This window comes from Pseudomonas sp. S3_A09, from assembly GCF_054668065.1.
Window position 1 is genome coordinate 3,251,531 of the sequence record NZ_CP162752.1, and the last position, 12,804, is coordinate 3,264,334.

12 protein-coding genes are annotated in these 12,804 nt (G+C 61.1%); 3 read left to right on the plus strand and 9 right to left on the minus strand.

The window, feature by feature from the left end; all coding sequences use genetic code 11:
• Window positions 1-40: 40 nt before the first annotated feature.
• The 9 genes from fis to AB4N92_RS15195 form a co-directional block, all read right to left on the minus strand.
• A complete protein-coding gene (gene fis, locus AB4N92_RS15155; RefSeq protein WP_002555375.1) occupies window positions 41-361 on the minus strand; it encodes a DNA-binding transcriptional regulator Fis in 321 nt (106 codons plus the stop codon).
• Window positions 358-1,371: a tRNA dihydrouridine synthase DusB gene (dusB, locus tag AB4N92_RS15160; RefSeq protein WP_010213494.1), complete on the minus strand. Its 1,014-nt coding sequence runs from the start codon at window positions 1,369-1,371 to the stop codon at window positions 358-360. The genes fis and dusB overlap by 4 nt, the downstream gene beginning before the upstream one ends.
• Before the next feature lie 185 nt (window positions 1,372-1,556).
• A complete protein-coding gene (locus AB4N92_RS15165; protein WP_236267255.1) occupies window positions 1,557-2,771 on the minus strand; it encodes a DUF3426 domain-containing protein in 1,215 nt (404 codons plus the stop codon).
• 30 nt (window positions 2,772-2,801) lie between these two features.
• Window positions 2,802-3,680 (minus strand): 50S ribosomal protein L11 methyltransferase, encoded by an 879-nt coding sequence (prmA, locus tag AB4N92_RS15170; protein ID WP_236267256.1) that lies wholly within the window; start codon window positions 3,678-3,680, stop codon window positions 2,802-2,804.
• A 279-nt stretch (window positions 3,681-3,959) separates the two neighbouring features.
• Complete coding sequence (gene accC / locus AB4N92_RS15175) at window positions 3,960-5,321, minus strand: acetyl-CoA carboxylase biotin carboxylase subunit (RefSeq protein ID WP_010213490.1); 1,362 nt, start codon at window positions 5,319-5,321, stop codon at window positions 3,960-3,962.
• 17 nt (window positions 5,322-5,338) lie between these two features.
• Window positions 5,339-5,803 (minus strand): acetyl-CoA carboxylase biotin carboxyl carrier protein, encoded by a 465-nt coding sequence (gene accB, locus AB4N92_RS15180; RefSeq protein ID WP_010213489.1) that lies wholly within the window; start codon window positions 5,801-5,803, stop codon window positions 5,339-5,341.
• Between the two features lie 24 nt (window positions 5,804-5,827).
• The gene (gene aroQ / locus AB4N92_RS15185) at window positions 5,828-6,283 is read right to left on the minus strand and encodes a type II 3-dehydroquinate dehydratase (protein ID WP_010213488.1); all 456 of its coding nucleotides are present in this window, start codon (window positions 6,281-6,283) and stop codon (window positions 5,828-5,830) included.
• Window positions 6,284-6,599: 316 nt separating this feature from the next.
• Window positions 6,600-7,148, minus strand: a complete 549-nt coding sequence (locus AB4N92_RS15190; RefSeq protein WP_406550078.1) for a methyl-accepting chemotaxis protein — start codon at window positions 7,146-7,148, stop codon at window positions 6,600-6,602.
• A gap of 1,466 nt (window positions 7,149-8,614) precedes the next feature.
• Entirely contained in the window at window positions 8,615-10,285 is a 1,671-nt protein-coding gene (locus AB4N92_RS15195; protein WP_106119099.1) for a response regulator, read from the minus strand.
• 298 nt (window positions 10,286-10,583) lie between these two features.
• Here AB4N92_RS15195 and AB4N92_RS15200 point away from each other — a divergent pair, with 298 nt between their 5' ends.
• From AB4N92_RS15200 to AB4N92_RS15210, 3 genes are all read left to right on the plus strand, one after another.
• The gene (locus tag AB4N92_RS15200; protein ID WP_010213485.1) at window positions 10,584-11,651 is read left to right on the plus strand and encodes a DUF2333 family protein; all 1,068 of its coding nucleotides are present in this window, start codon (window positions 10,584-10,586) and stop codon (window positions 11,649-11,651) included.
• Between the two features lie 2 nt (window positions 11,652-11,653).
• On the plus strand, window positions 11,654-12,190 hold the full coding sequence (locus AB4N92_RS15205; protein WP_010213483.1) for an NUDIX hydrolase: 537 nt from the start codon (window positions 11,654-11,656) through the stop codon (window positions 12,188-12,190).
• Window positions 12,191-12,372: 182 nt separating this feature from the next.
• Window positions 12,373-12,744, plus strand: a complete 372-nt coding sequence (locus AB4N92_RS15210; RefSeq protein WP_012722004.1) for a translation initiation factor Sui1 — start codon at window positions 12,373-12,375, stop codon at window positions 12,742-12,744.
• The last annotated feature ends 60 nt before the right edge of the window (window positions 12,745-12,804 follow it).

Consider the following 12,804-nt stretch of genomic DNA (forward strand, 5'->3'; position numbering starts at 1 on the left):
CCGTTTTTTACGCGGGCGCCTTTCTGGTTTGATTGAATGCTTACAACAAATCGTACTGCTTGAGCTTTTTGCGCAAGGTGCCACGGTTGAGGCCCAGCAGCTCACTGGCTTTGGTCTGGTTGCCCTTGACGTAGTTCATCACGCTTTCGAGCAAGGGCGCCTCGACTTCGGAGAGCACCAGGTTGTACACGTCCGTGACGGAAGCGCCCTCAAGGTGGGCGAAATAATTGTGCAGCGCCTTCTCGACACTCCCGCGAAGGGTCTGGCCTTCTTCGCTCGGCGTGTTGAGGTGCTGTTTCAAATTGACGTTGTCGCTCACGGGTGTTGTTCCACTCACTAAAGTCTCGGTCATCATCGTCATGCGGCCACCCCCTCTCCGTCCCCTGTCCCCAGGCTCTTGTAACGCTCGCTGAAGAACTCTCGAACGTTGGCGCACTGTGCTTCCGTATCATCCAAACGATTGAAGTGGGCGCGAAACTCCCTGGCGCCCGGCAGGGTTGCGAGATACCAGCCGACATGCTTGCGAGCGATGCGTACTCCCATCACGTCTCCATAGAAGGCGTGCAGGGCGGCCAGATGCTCTAGCAGAATACGTTCCACCTCGACCAGCTCCGGTGCCGGCAACACTTCACCGGTACGCAGAAAATGCTCGATCTCACGGAAAATCCATGGCCGCCCCTGGGCTGCCCGGCCAATCAACAAACCATCGGCACCGGTGGCGTGCAGTACGCGCCGGGCTTTCTCGGCGGAGTCAATGTCGCCATTGGCAAACACCGGCATCGACACTGCCTGCTTGATCGCAGCGATGGTGTCGTACTCGGCTTCACCGGTGTAAAGGTCGGCGCGGGTGCGGCCATGCACCGCCAGCGCTGTAATGCCTGCCTGTTCAGCGATCTTCGCCACTGTCAGGCCGTTCTTGTTGTCCCGGTCCCAACCGGTACGAATCTTCAGGGTGACCGGCACATCCACTGCGGCGACAACGGCCTGCAGGATCTCGGCAACCAACTGCTCATCTTTCAACAGGGCGGAACCGGCGGCCTTGTTGCAGACCTTCTTGGCCGGGCAGCCCATGTTGATGTCGATGATCTGCGCCCCCAACTCCACGTTGGCGCGGGCCGCATCCGCCAGCATCTGTGCATCTCCACCGGCGATCTGGACCGAGCGGGGCTCGGGATCACCTTCGTGGATCATGCGCATCCGCGATTTGCGGGTGTTCCACAAGCTCATGTCGCTGGTGACCATTTCCGAGACAACTAGGCCCGCGCCCAAACGCTTGCATAGCTGACGAAAGGGTTGGTCGGTGACGCCCGCCATCGGGGCGAGAATCAAGCCATTCTGTAATGTATATGGGCCGATGCGTACCGCCGACATAGGACTTCCCTGTTGTGGGGCCGGATCATTAGAGTTCGAAAAAGGGTTGGCATGATACCCGCTCTCGATGACTGGATAAAGGCTGAATTGGATAAAATCTGAACAGTTATTTCTTTATCGCTACCGGTTTGGTTGCGCAGGGGAAAGTCAATAACCTGCCGTCAAATCTCAACCCATGCACCGATTCACTCGGGCGAGTGAAAGCTCAGGCTGTAATTCACGGCTTTATTGCCCGGGTCGAGGATATCCAGGGAGATATGGATCGGGGTTTGCGATGGCATTTCGCTAACACCGGCCAACTCACCGCTGAGGTATTCGGCGGGTTTGAAGCGACGACTGGCAATCAGGCTGCCATTCAAATCGGCAAAACGCAGCTCCAGCAGCGGGAAGGGCTGGGAGAAGGTCGCGCGGTTATAGATGATCGCGTCCACCACCAAGGCCCCGGCGAAGTCCGGGTGACTGCGCACCACCAGGTTGCTGCTCTTGATGTGGGCGATATCGACCCGTGATGGCACCGTGCAGCCCAGTGTGGGGCACAGTTGCTGGAGCCACGGACGATAGGCGTCCTGGCGAGCCAGGTCGTCGAATTGATAAGCGATGTACTGACCCGCCAGGCCGCCGGCAGCCATCAACACCAGCAACAGCCAGACCAGGCGGCGGCCCCAACCCGATGGGCGTTTTTGCGCGTACAGGTGCAGCGGGTCGTCTTCCAGGTCCTGGAGCACATCGTCATGCACACCGGCCTCAGGGCGCGGGCGTTTGCGGCGAGGTTGCAGGCGATCTTCGGGTTCGGCCGCTTTGGTCAGCGGGGTGAACGGCGGGTCGATGTCATCATCGACTGGCGTTGAGCGCAGTGGCGGCTCCTCGTCGAGTTCGTCGGTGTGGAACGACATTGACGGTTCGGTGCGCTGCCTGGTCGCAGGTTCAGGCTCGTCCTCAGTGACGTGGAGGCGCTCTTCAGGCGGCTCGCTGAACAGGCTCGACGCCCATTTTTCCTCTTCGGCCTTGACCGTGTCGCGGCTGGCGCTGAAGGATTCTTCCTTTTGGCGGCGGTCGGTGCCGGGCTGGCGACGATCTGCGCCAGCCGGCAGCGTGTGCTGAATCTCGCGGCGTTCCAGCTTGGCCAGTTCTTCGTCCAGGTCCAGGTTGTCCAGGTCCAGCTCTTCGGCGGTCCACTGCTTCTGGCTGATGGCCCGCGCAGGCTCAGGCGGCAGCGCCAGCGGCGCCTCTGGCTCCGGCGCGGACGCCTTGCCGCGCTGCTCCAGCAATTGACGAGCGGCGTTGAACACTTGCAGGCACGAACCGCAGCGCACCACGCCACGGGCCACGCTCAATTGAGCGTGGTTGACGCGAAAGCGTGCTTGGCAGTGCGGGCACTGGGTGACGAAACTGTCGGTCATGCGGCCATCCGATTCAGGCAAGCGCTCATTCTAGCGCCGACGCCCGCTGATGCGTACCCAGCCATCACGGTTGGCGATCGGATCCAGCTCGAAATCCTTCGCGTAGGCGGCGGCAACGTCTTCGCCTTGCTCGGCCAGGATACCTGACAGCGCCAGGCGGCCGCCCGGCTTGACCAGGCTCGACAGTTGCGGTGCCAGGGACACCAGCGGGCCGGCGAGGATGTTGGCGACCAGTACATCGGCCTGCACCTGGGGCAATTGCTCCGGCAGGTAGAGTGGGAATTTGCCCTCAGGGATGTTGTTGCGCCCGGCGTTATCGCGGGAGGCTTCCAGGGCCTGCACGTCGATATCGGTGCCCACGGCTTCCTTGGCGCCCAGCAACAGGGCGGCAATTGCCAGGATCCCCGAGCCGCAGCCGAAGTCCAGCACGTGGCTGTCGGTCAGGTCCTGGCCGTCCAGCCATTCCAGGCACAGCGCGGTGGTGGGGTGGGTGCCGGTGCCGAATGCCAGCCCTGGGTCGAGCAGCAGGTTGACGGCGTCCGGCTCCGGGGCGGCATGCCAGCTTGGCACGATCCACAGGCGCAGGCCGAAACGCATCGGCTGGAAGTTGTCCATCCAGCTGCGTTCCCAGTCCTGGTCTTCGATGACTTCGCTGTGATGCTCCGGCAACGGCCCACCTGTCAGCAACTCCATATGGGCCAGTACGGCGGCGGCATCGGTGCCGTCTTCGAACAGGGCCAGCAAATGGGTGTGGGACCACAGCGGCGTGGTGTTGAGCTCCGGCTCGAAGATCGGCTGGTCTTCGGCGTCCATGAAGGTGACCGAGACAGCGCCTACTTCGAGGAAAGCGTCTTCATAGGTTTCGGCTTGTTCTGGGCTGATGGCGAGACGGACTTGCAGCCAAGGCATGGCGGGCACCTTTGAAAAAAATGAGTGTGCAGCGGGGTGGGGCTGCGAAAGGGCGCAAGTTTACGCGAGCGGCGGGCAGAAGACGACACCACTGACTGCACAGGGTTCAAATGTGGGAGCGGGCTTGCTCGCGAATGCGGCGTGTGAGTCGACAAACTCATCACTGACCCACCGCATTCGCGAGCAAGCCCGCTCCCACATTTAGAGTGTGTGACCACAAAAAACCAGGTATCCAGAAACAACAAAGCCGCCCGAAGGCGGCTTTGTTGAGCGGAGCACTTACTGGTTGGCCAGTTTGTGTTCCAGGTAGTGAATGTTCACACCACCTTCGCAGAAGCCTTCATCGCGAACCAGATCCCGATGCAGCGGGATGTTGGTCTTGATGCCGTCGACCACGATTTCGTCCAGGGCGTTGCGCATACGGGCCATGGCCTCGTCGCGGGTCGCGCCCCAGGTGATCAGCTTGCCGATCAGCGAGTCGTAGTTGGACGGAACCTTGTAGCCGCTGTACAGGTGCGAATCGACGCGAACGCCGTTGCCGCCCGGAGCATGGAAGTGCTTGACCAGGCCTGGACTCGGGATAAAGGTTTTCGGGTCTTCAGCGTTGATGCGGCACTCCAGGGAGTGGCCGTGCATCTTCACATCGTCCTGGGTGAAGGACAGCGGGTTGCCGGCGGCGATGCTGAGCATCTCCTTGACGATGTCGATACCGGTGACCATCTCCGACACCGGGTGCTCTACCTGCACGCGCGTGTTCATCTCGATGAAGTAGAAACGACCGTTCTCGTACAGGAACTCGAAAGTACCCGCGCCACGGTAGTTGATGTCGATGCACGCCTTGACGCAACGAGCCAGTACTTCCTGGCGCGCTTTTTCGTCCAGGCCCGGTGCTGGCGCTTCTTCCAGGACCTTCTGGTGACGACGTTGCAGCGAGCAATCGCGGTCGCCCAGGTGGATGGCGTGGCCCTGGCCGTCGGACAGTACCTGGACTTCCACGTGACGTGGGTTGGTCAGGTACTTCTCCAGGTAGACCATCGGGTTGCCGAACCAGGCGCCCGCTTCGGAGCGGGTCTGCTTGGCGGCTTCGATCAGGTCTTCTTCCTTGTGCACCACGCGCATGCCGCGACCACCACCGCCACCGGCGGCCTTGATGATCACCGGGTAACCGACTTCGCGACCAATGCGCAAAGCGGTTTCCTCGTCTTCAGGCAGCGGGCCGTCGGAGCCTGGCACGGTTGGCACGCCAGCCGCGATCATGGCGTCCTTGGCCGAAACCTTGTCGCCCATCAGGCGAATGGTTTCGGCTTTCGGGCCGATGAAGGCAAACCCGGATTTTTCCACCTGTTCGGCGAAATCGGCGTTTTCCGCGAGGAAGCCATAGCCAGGGTGGATGCCATCGGCGCCGGTCACTTCCGCGGCCGCGATGATGTTCGAGACTTTCAGGTACGAGTTCGTGGCCAGTGGCGGGCCGATGCAGATGCTTTCGTCCGCCAGTTTCACGTGCATCAATTCGGTATCGGCCGTCGAGTAAACAGCGACGGTCTTGATGCCCTCTTCCTTACAGGCGCGCAGGATACGCAGCGCGATCTCGCCGCGGTTGGCGATCAGGACTTTTTGCAGTTTCTTCGCAGGTTTCAACATCGAAGGCGCTCCGCGGTTCAAACGATGGTGAACAGCGGCTGGTCGTACTCAACCGGCTGACCGTTTTCTACCAGGATGGATTCGATGACGCCGGCTTTTTCAGCGGTGATGTGGTTCATCATTTTCATCGCTTCAACGATGCAGATGGTGTCGCCCACTTTCACGGTTGCGCCGACTTCAACGAAGGCTGGCGAGGTCGGTGCCGGAGTGCGGTAGAACGTACCGACCATTGGCGACTTGACCACGAAGCCGTTCAGCGCAGGAGCAGCCGGGGCGGCAGGTGCCGCGGCAGCAGCAGGTGCGGCGGCCGGCGCAGCAGCGGCTGGAGCCGGTGCTTGCATCTGTGGCGCGTAGAACTGTTGGGCCGGGGTCTTGCTGTGACGGCTGATCCGTACGGACTCTTCGCCTTCCTTGATTTCCAGCTCGTCGATACCGGATTCTTCCAGCAGTTCGATCAGTTTCTTAACTTTACGGATATCCATGAATCATCAACTCCCAAGGGTCGGTCAGGGGCGCTTGGCCGGTTGTTCAAGTTGTTCCAGGGCGGCCTCCAGGGCCAGTCGGTAACCGCTGGCGCCAAGGCCGCAGATCACACCTACCGCAACGTCGGAGAAGTAGGAGTGATGGCGGAAAGCTTCGCGTTTGTGCACGTTCGACAAATGCACTTCGATGAATGGGATGCTCACCGCCAGCAATGCGTCACGTAATGCAACGCTTGTGTGTGTAAAAGCGGCGGGATTGATCAGGATAAAGTCCACGCCTTCGCCACGCGCGGCATGGATGCGATCAATCAATTCGTACTCGGCATTGCTTTGCAGGTAGAGCAGATGGTGGCCGGCTTCACGCGCCCTGCGTTCCAGGTCGAGGTTGATCTGGTCCAGGGTGACTGCCCCGTAGACGCCCGGTTCACGGGTGCCGAGCAGGTTCAGGTTGGGTCCGTGAAGAACCAGTAAGGTCGCCATCGGCTGTTCCTTGTTATTGATGTGGGTACGGCAGAACCCGGCGACTATGCCGCAAAGCCTTTGTGACTGTCCAGTTCTATGCAGTAGGCGGCACGATTAGCGAGGATAGCGCAAAGTATGTGACCAAGTCGTAGGATCTGGTCATTGGTGGCACGTCTTCGAAGCTGATGGAGATTCAATGTGGGAGCAGGCCTGCCTGCGATGGCGGTGTGTCAGTACCGGATGTGTTAACTGGCCCACCGCGATCGCAGGCAAGCCAGTGCCCACAGTTTTGATCTGCGCATGGCTCGTGATCTTGATGAGGCGGGAAGTCGGGTCACACGCGGAAGGCCTGCACCGCAGTGTTGAGCTGCCCACCGAGCACCAACAGATGCTCGCCCTGGCTACGCCCTTGGCCAATCCGCAGCAAGTTGTCCTCACCCATCTGATGAATCCGCTCACTGTTATCGCGAATCTCACTCACCGCCCCACTCTGTTGCGCCGTCACATCAGCGATGCGCACGGCAGTCTCGGAAATGGTCTGTATCGCGCCGACGATCTCATCCAGCGCGCCGTCTGCTGCCTGGGCTTGCTGGGCAGTGGCTTCGGCGTGTTCGACCTGGGCGCGCATGCCTTGGACCGATTGATGGGCGGCACTTTGCAGGCCGGCGATCAGGCTCTGGATCTCTGCGGTAGCGCCAGCGGTGCGTTGGGCCAGGGAGCGGACTTCGTCGGCCACCACGGCGAAACCACGTCCTGCTTCACCGGCACGGGCCGCCTCGATGGCGGCGTTGAGGGCGAGCAGGTTGGTCTGATCGGCAATCGAACGGATCACCGTCAGCACGCCGCCGATGGTGGCGGATTCTTCGGCGAGTTTTTCGATCATCTGCGCATTCTGCTGCACTTCGCCCACCAGGGCATGCAGCCCGGTCAGGCTCAGGCCGATCACGCGTTGGCCCTGTTCCACCGCCTGACCGGCGCTGCGACTGGCGCCTGCTGCCTGGCTGGCATCGCCCGCGACTTGCTGGATGGTCGCTTCCAGTTCACCCAGCGAATCACGAATCTGCGCGGTATCTCCGGCCTGGCGTTCGGCGCCGTCGTGCAGGCCGCTGCTCAGTTCGGCCAGCGCACGGCTGCTGCCGACAACTTCCTCGGCATTGCCACGAATGGTGCCGACCAAGTCCACCAGGTAAGCCCGCAGACGGTTCAGGGAGGCTTCAATATCGTGCAGTTCGCGATTGGTCTTGCCCAGGGCGATCGGCTGGCTGAAATCGCCCTCTGCCCAGGTCGACAGGGCCGGTGCCAGGTTGGTCAGTACACGTGCCAAGCGGCGTTGCAGGGTGTCGATCAGCAGTGCGATCAGCAGGATCAGGCCGATCATCACGCCTTGCATCAGGCGCACTTCGCCCTGGATCTTGCCATGCTGCGCGCGCACCACAGGTTCCAGTCCGGCGATGGCGTGTTGCACGGTGTCGATTTTCTGGTGGGTCTGGGCGGCCAGGTCGGTGCGCTGCTGGATCTGTTCGCGGGTGCGCTTGAGTTCGGCCGGGTAACGGGTCAGCAGGCTGTTGAGCTCACGCTTGAGGTCGACGCCGGTGTCCTGGGCTTCGGTTTTTCCGGTGTTTTCCAGGCCCATCAGCGCGGAAAAGTCGTCGGCGCTGGATTCGGCGCTGGCTTTCACGCCCAGCAACGGCAGTTGTTCCAGCAGGTCAGCCTGGCTGCGAATGTTGCTGACTTCGCGTTCCACATCGTCGGCCAGTTCCGCGCGCCCGCTGGTGACCAGTTTGTCGCGGGCCAGAGACAGTTTGCCCAGGTGCTGGGACGCTGCCAGCAAAGGCTGTAGATAGCGGGCGGCCTCGGGAGAGTTCACGCTGATGGCGTACTGGCTCAACTGCTCCAGGTTCGCGCCCAATTCGCGCTCGGCCTGCAGCAGCAAGGCTTGCGGGTCGCCTGCCAGTTTGCCGGCTGCCAGCAAGGCGGTCTTGCTGAACGCATCCAGGTCCACCAGGCTGGGGCGCAGGTTTTGGGCAAGGTCCGCCGGCAGCTCATCCAGCTGCTGCAACAAGCTTTCGAGGCTCTGGCTGGCACTGCTCAGGCGTAGGGCGTCGCCACTGGCCAGGTAGTCGTCGATATTGCGCGCGGCCTGGTTCTGAAAGGTCTGCGACAGACCCAGGTAGCGTTCCATCAGCAGATAAGGCCGCTCCAGCGCGCGCTGCGACCACCACAGCGTCGCCCCCAGCGCCAGGCACACGGCCACCAACAGAAGGGTATTGAGATTGGTCAGCAGCTTCAGGCGCATGCGTGGTTTCAACCGACGACAAAAGATAAGTGCCTGAAGTTATTGCGTTTTCATTACAAGGTTATGACGGAATCGGTGGAATCTGGTGAAAAGATGGCACTTTGCTTTGATGTGCGCGCGGCCTGCACGCGGTTACGTCCGGCATCCTTGGCGCGGTACAGCGCCTCATCGGCCTGGGCCGCCATCATCAGGCTGTCGGAGCCGTCGCACAGCTCCACCAGCCCGGCGCTGAAGGTGCACCACAAATCCTGGGGTTGGGCGGGATAGTGGATTTCGGCAAAGCGCCCGCGGATTTCATCCAGCACTTGGCACGCCGATTCCAGATCGGTGTCGGGCATCACGATGGCGAATTCTTCGCCGCCGTAGCGCCCGATATAGTCAGTCTTGCGCAAGCGCTGCTTGAGAAACAGCGCCAGGCTCTTGATCACACGGTCACCCATGGGGTGGCCATGACTGTCATTGACCCGCTTGAAGTGGTCGATATCCAGCATGGCAAAGCTCAGCGGCTTGTTCTCGCGGCGTGCGCGGAAGCTGCAGTCTTCGAGCAATTGCAAGATGTGGGTGTGGTTGTAAAGGCCGGTGAGGCTGTCGCGCACCATCCGTGCCTTGAGGTTGCGCGCGCGTGCCGCACGGTTGCGCACGGTGGTGATCAGGTGACGCGGCTTGATTGGCTTGGTGAGGAAGTCGTCACCGCCTTCGCTCATGGCGTCCAGCTGTTTGTCCAGGTCGTCCTCGGCCGACAGGTAGATGATCGGCACGCTCACATAACGGTCGTTATGGCGGATGACCTTGGCCAGTTCAGTGCCGGTGCACGCGGGCATGTACATGTCGAGGATGATCAGGTCGGGCTGGAAATCCGCCAGTTCGGCCATGGCCTGAATCGGCTCGATCAGGGAGCGAGTGACGATGCCGGCACTGTTGAGCAGGCGCTCTGTGTGCAGCGCCTGGGCCCTTGAGTCGTCGATGATCAGCACTTTGTACGGTTCGTACTGGGCGACGCAGGTCAGCACTTCAATCTTTTCCAGCAGGCTTGAGGCTTCCAGCGTGCCGGTAAGAAATTCCTGGCCACCGGCACGCACGGCGGCGAGGCGGGTGGGAGTATCGGTTTCGTGCAGGCTGAAAAACAGCAGCGGCAGCTTGTGCTCCAGGCCTTCCTGGGCTTCGGCGGCGAGTTTGAGGCCCAGGCCGGTGCCGCAGAAATCCACATCCATCACGATGGCCGAAGGCAAGCGCTCGGCCATCGATGCGCGGAACGCCGCCACGCTGTCCAGGGATTGGGCGCTCATGCCAAAGAATTCCAGCTGCTTGGCCAGGCGCTCGGCGCGGTCGTGATCGGCCAGCATCACGTAGATCGGCTTGCGCATTGGCGGCAGAAAGGTTTGTTCGAGCTGGTCGCCCTGGCGCAGGCCGGTGCGGGACAGTCGCTGCATCAAGCGATTGAGTTCGGTGATCAGGTGGCTGCTCAGGCGGCCACGGTTCTCGTCCACAGCCTTGAGGGAGTCGCCGATGTGTCGCGCCAACTGGCTGTGTTCCGGCTGTTCGAAGCGCTCGGCAAAGCGCAGCAGGCGCAAGTTGGCCTCGCTGAGTTCGGCGAGGTCTGCACTGGACCATTCGCTGCGTTGCAGGCGCTGCCAGATCTCAAGAATTTGACGTGCCTGATGAATTACCCGCTGGGCAAAATGCTGCTTGAGGCGCTCACGGCTGGGGTCTTCTGGCTCGGTCATATCCTGACTACTAGTTAGGGCGCATGCTGAGGTCGACTGATGGCTCTATGCTAGCACCTCTTTTCAATGGGATGAGTGTCATACGTCAATAAACTGCGTGCCCGTCGCATTCAGTTGCTGACTGGGTGGTCGCGCAGCGTAAAACGCGTGCATCCTTTATAGTCGAACGGCCTCAGTGCGCCAGTTTGGCGAAAAGCCCCGCATGGGCGGGCACGATGGGGTAGGGTTGTGGTCGGAGTGTTTGAACGCACGCCATCAATTCAAGTGCATGAACTCAAGTGATTGAAAGGATATCGCCATGCTGGACTGGAAAAACCGTGCAGGCAGCGCCAAAGGCCCCGCGCCTGAGCCCAAGTCGACCAACCGCGGCTATTTTCGTACCGTGCTGATGAGCCGTGCCGTGCTCAGTGTGCTCGGCCTGTACTTGTTGGTCACCGGCGCCCTGGGCTGGTACTGGAGCGAAGAGCCGGCGCTGTTTCCGGTGCAGCAGAATGCGCAGCTTGCCGCCGAGAAGGAAGGCAAGCAGATGGTGGTGGGCTATACCACGGTCGAAACCCTCAAGACCGTAGTCGGCACCTTGCTGAACAAGCCCGGTGGCTACATTTCCAACGATCGCTTCCCGCCAGGCCTGTGGATGGACAACATGCCGAGCTGGGAATACGGCGTGCTGGTGCAGGTGCGTGACCTGACCCGCGCCTTGCGTAAAGACTTTGCCCGCTCTCAATCGCAGTCGGCCGAAGACGCGGATCTGGCCAAGGCCGAGCCACGTTTCAACTTCGACAACAAGAGCTGGGTGCTCCCGTCCAGTGAGTCGGAATACCAGGAAGGCATCAACTCCCTGAGTCGCTACGAAGCACGTCTGTCTGACCCTAACCAGCGCGGTGCGCTGTTTTATGCGCGTGCCGACAACCTGAACAACTGGCTGGGCGACGTCGCCACGCGCTTGGGTTCGTTGTCGCAACGCTTGTCGGCCAGCGTGGGCCGGGTGAAGCTGAACACGGCATTGAAAACCGAAGCCCTGGCGCCGGGTGAAGTGCCGCAGGTCGATGAGGAAGTGGTGGAAACCCCATGGATGCAGATCGACAACGTGTTTTACGAGGCCCGTGGCCAGGCTTGGGCCTTGTCGCACTTGTTGCGTGCCATCGAAGTCGACTTTGCCGACGTACTGGCCAAGAAGAATGCCACGGTCAGCGTGCGCCAGATCATTCGTGAGCTGGAAGCCTCGCAGGAGCCGGTTTGGAGCCCCATGATCCTTAATGGCAGTGGCTTCGGCGTACTGGCGAACCATTCGTTGGTGATGGCCAACTACATTTCCCGGGCAAACGCTGCAGTGATCGACTTGCGTCAGCTCCTCAACCAGGGTTGATGATGGACGCTACCCAAAAGGAGGCCGCGCACCGCGCGGCTTCCGATGCTGAATTGATCTGTTGGGTCGACGAGCAGGACAACCTGCTCGGTCACCTCGTCAGGTCCGACCTTCGCCAGCGTGGCCTGATTGGCCGTTGCACCTTCATATTCCTGTTCAACTCCAACGGTGAGCTGTGTGTGCATCGGCGCACCCTGAGCAAAGCCTTGTACCCGGGTTTCTGGGACACGGCGGCGGGCGGGATGGTGGCGGCGGGTGAGTCGTATGCCTTGTCGGCGGCTCGCGAGCTGGAAGAGGAGTTGGGTGTCAGCGGAGTGGAATTGGTCGAACATGACCACTTCTACTTCGAAGATGGCGACAGCCGGCTCTGGTGTAAATCCTACTCCGCCGTCTGGGACGGGCCGCTGCGTTTGCAGCCTGAAGAAGTCATGGAAGCGCGCTTTTTACCCCTTGAAACAGTCCTGCAGGAGGCTGCGCAAAAGCCTTACTGCCCGGATGCCCAGGAAGGGTTGCGCCGTTATCTGGCCTTGCGTCGCTAAAGTTGCATAAATTGGCGCCATTTGGCTCTTAGCAAGTCGGCTTTTTGTGGTTACACTGCGCGACTTTTCACCCGAACCACCTTGGCGGTTCGGTAGCGCTGCCCCTGCCTGAGTGGGGCTTCGCGGTCGGTACTCCCCTTTGCGGGTGCCGATCAGTCTTCATCCTCCCAAGAGGATTGCCGGTGGCCAAAAAAGCCGCATCCTTCGCCGCCCTTGGTGGCCTGGTATTTTCCACCGACGCAGGTCGACACTGCCCGGACTGTCGTCAGCCCGTGGATTCGTGTACCTGCAAACAGACCCTGATCCCTGAAGGCGACGGTATTGCCCGCGTGCGACGCGAGAGCAAGGGCCGTGGCGGCAAGACGGTGACCACCATCACCGGCGTGCCGTTGGCCGAAGAGGCCCTGAAGGAACTGGCCACGACGCTGAAAAAACGCTGTGGCACGGGTGGCGCGTTGAAAGACGGCGTCATTGAGATTCAGGGCGATCACGTCGAGTTGCTGTTGGCCGAGCTGATCAAGCTCGGGTACAAGGCCAAGAAGTCCGGCGGCTGAAAGCCTCTTCCGACCTGTGTCTAAACTCTGTCCTGCGCGTGGGGTCCTACCTTGCACGCA

Coding starts and splice junctions, on each gene's coding strand:
- accB (WP_010213489.1), bottom strand. CDS start 5,803: ATGGATATCCGTAAAGTTAAGAAACTGATCGAACTGCTGGAAGAATCC.
- AB4N92_RS15200 (WP_010213485.1), top strand. CDS start 10,584: ATGCTGGACTGGAAAAACCGTGCAGGCAGCGCCAAAGGCCCCGCGCCT.
- dusB (WP_010213494.1), bottom strand. CDS start 1,371: ATGTCGGCGGTACGCATCGGCCCATATACATTACAGAATGGCTTGATT.
- aroQ (WP_010213488.1), bottom strand. CDS start 6,283: ATGGCGACCTTACTGGTTCTTCACGGACCCAACCTGAACCTGCTCGGC.
- AB4N92_RS15165 (WP_236267255.1), bottom strand. CDS start 2,771: ATGACCGACAGTTTCGTCACCCAGTGCCCGCACTGCCAAGCACGCTTT.
- AB4N92_RS15205 (WP_010213483.1), top strand. CDS start 11,654: ATGGACGCTACCCAAAAGGAGGCCGCGCACCGCGCGGCTTCCGATGCT.
- AB4N92_RS15195 (WP_106119099.1), bottom strand. CDS start 10,285: ATGACCGAGCCAGAAGACCCCAGCCGTGAGCGCCTCAAGCAGCATTTT.
- prmA (WP_236267256.1), bottom strand. CDS start 3,680: ATGCCTTGGCTGCAAGTCCGTCTCGCCATCAGCCCAGAACAAGCCGAA.
- fis (WP_002555375.1), bottom strand. CDS start 361: ATGACGATGATGACCGAGACTTTAGTGAGTGGAACAACACCCGTGAGC.
- AB4N92_RS15190 (WP_406550078.1), bottom strand. CDS start 7,148: ATGATCGAAAAACTCGCCGAAGAATCCGCCACCATCGGCGGCGTGCTG.
- accC (WP_010213490.1), bottom strand. CDS start 5,321: ATGTTGAAACCTGCGAAGAAACTGCAAAAAGTCCTGATCGCCAACCGC.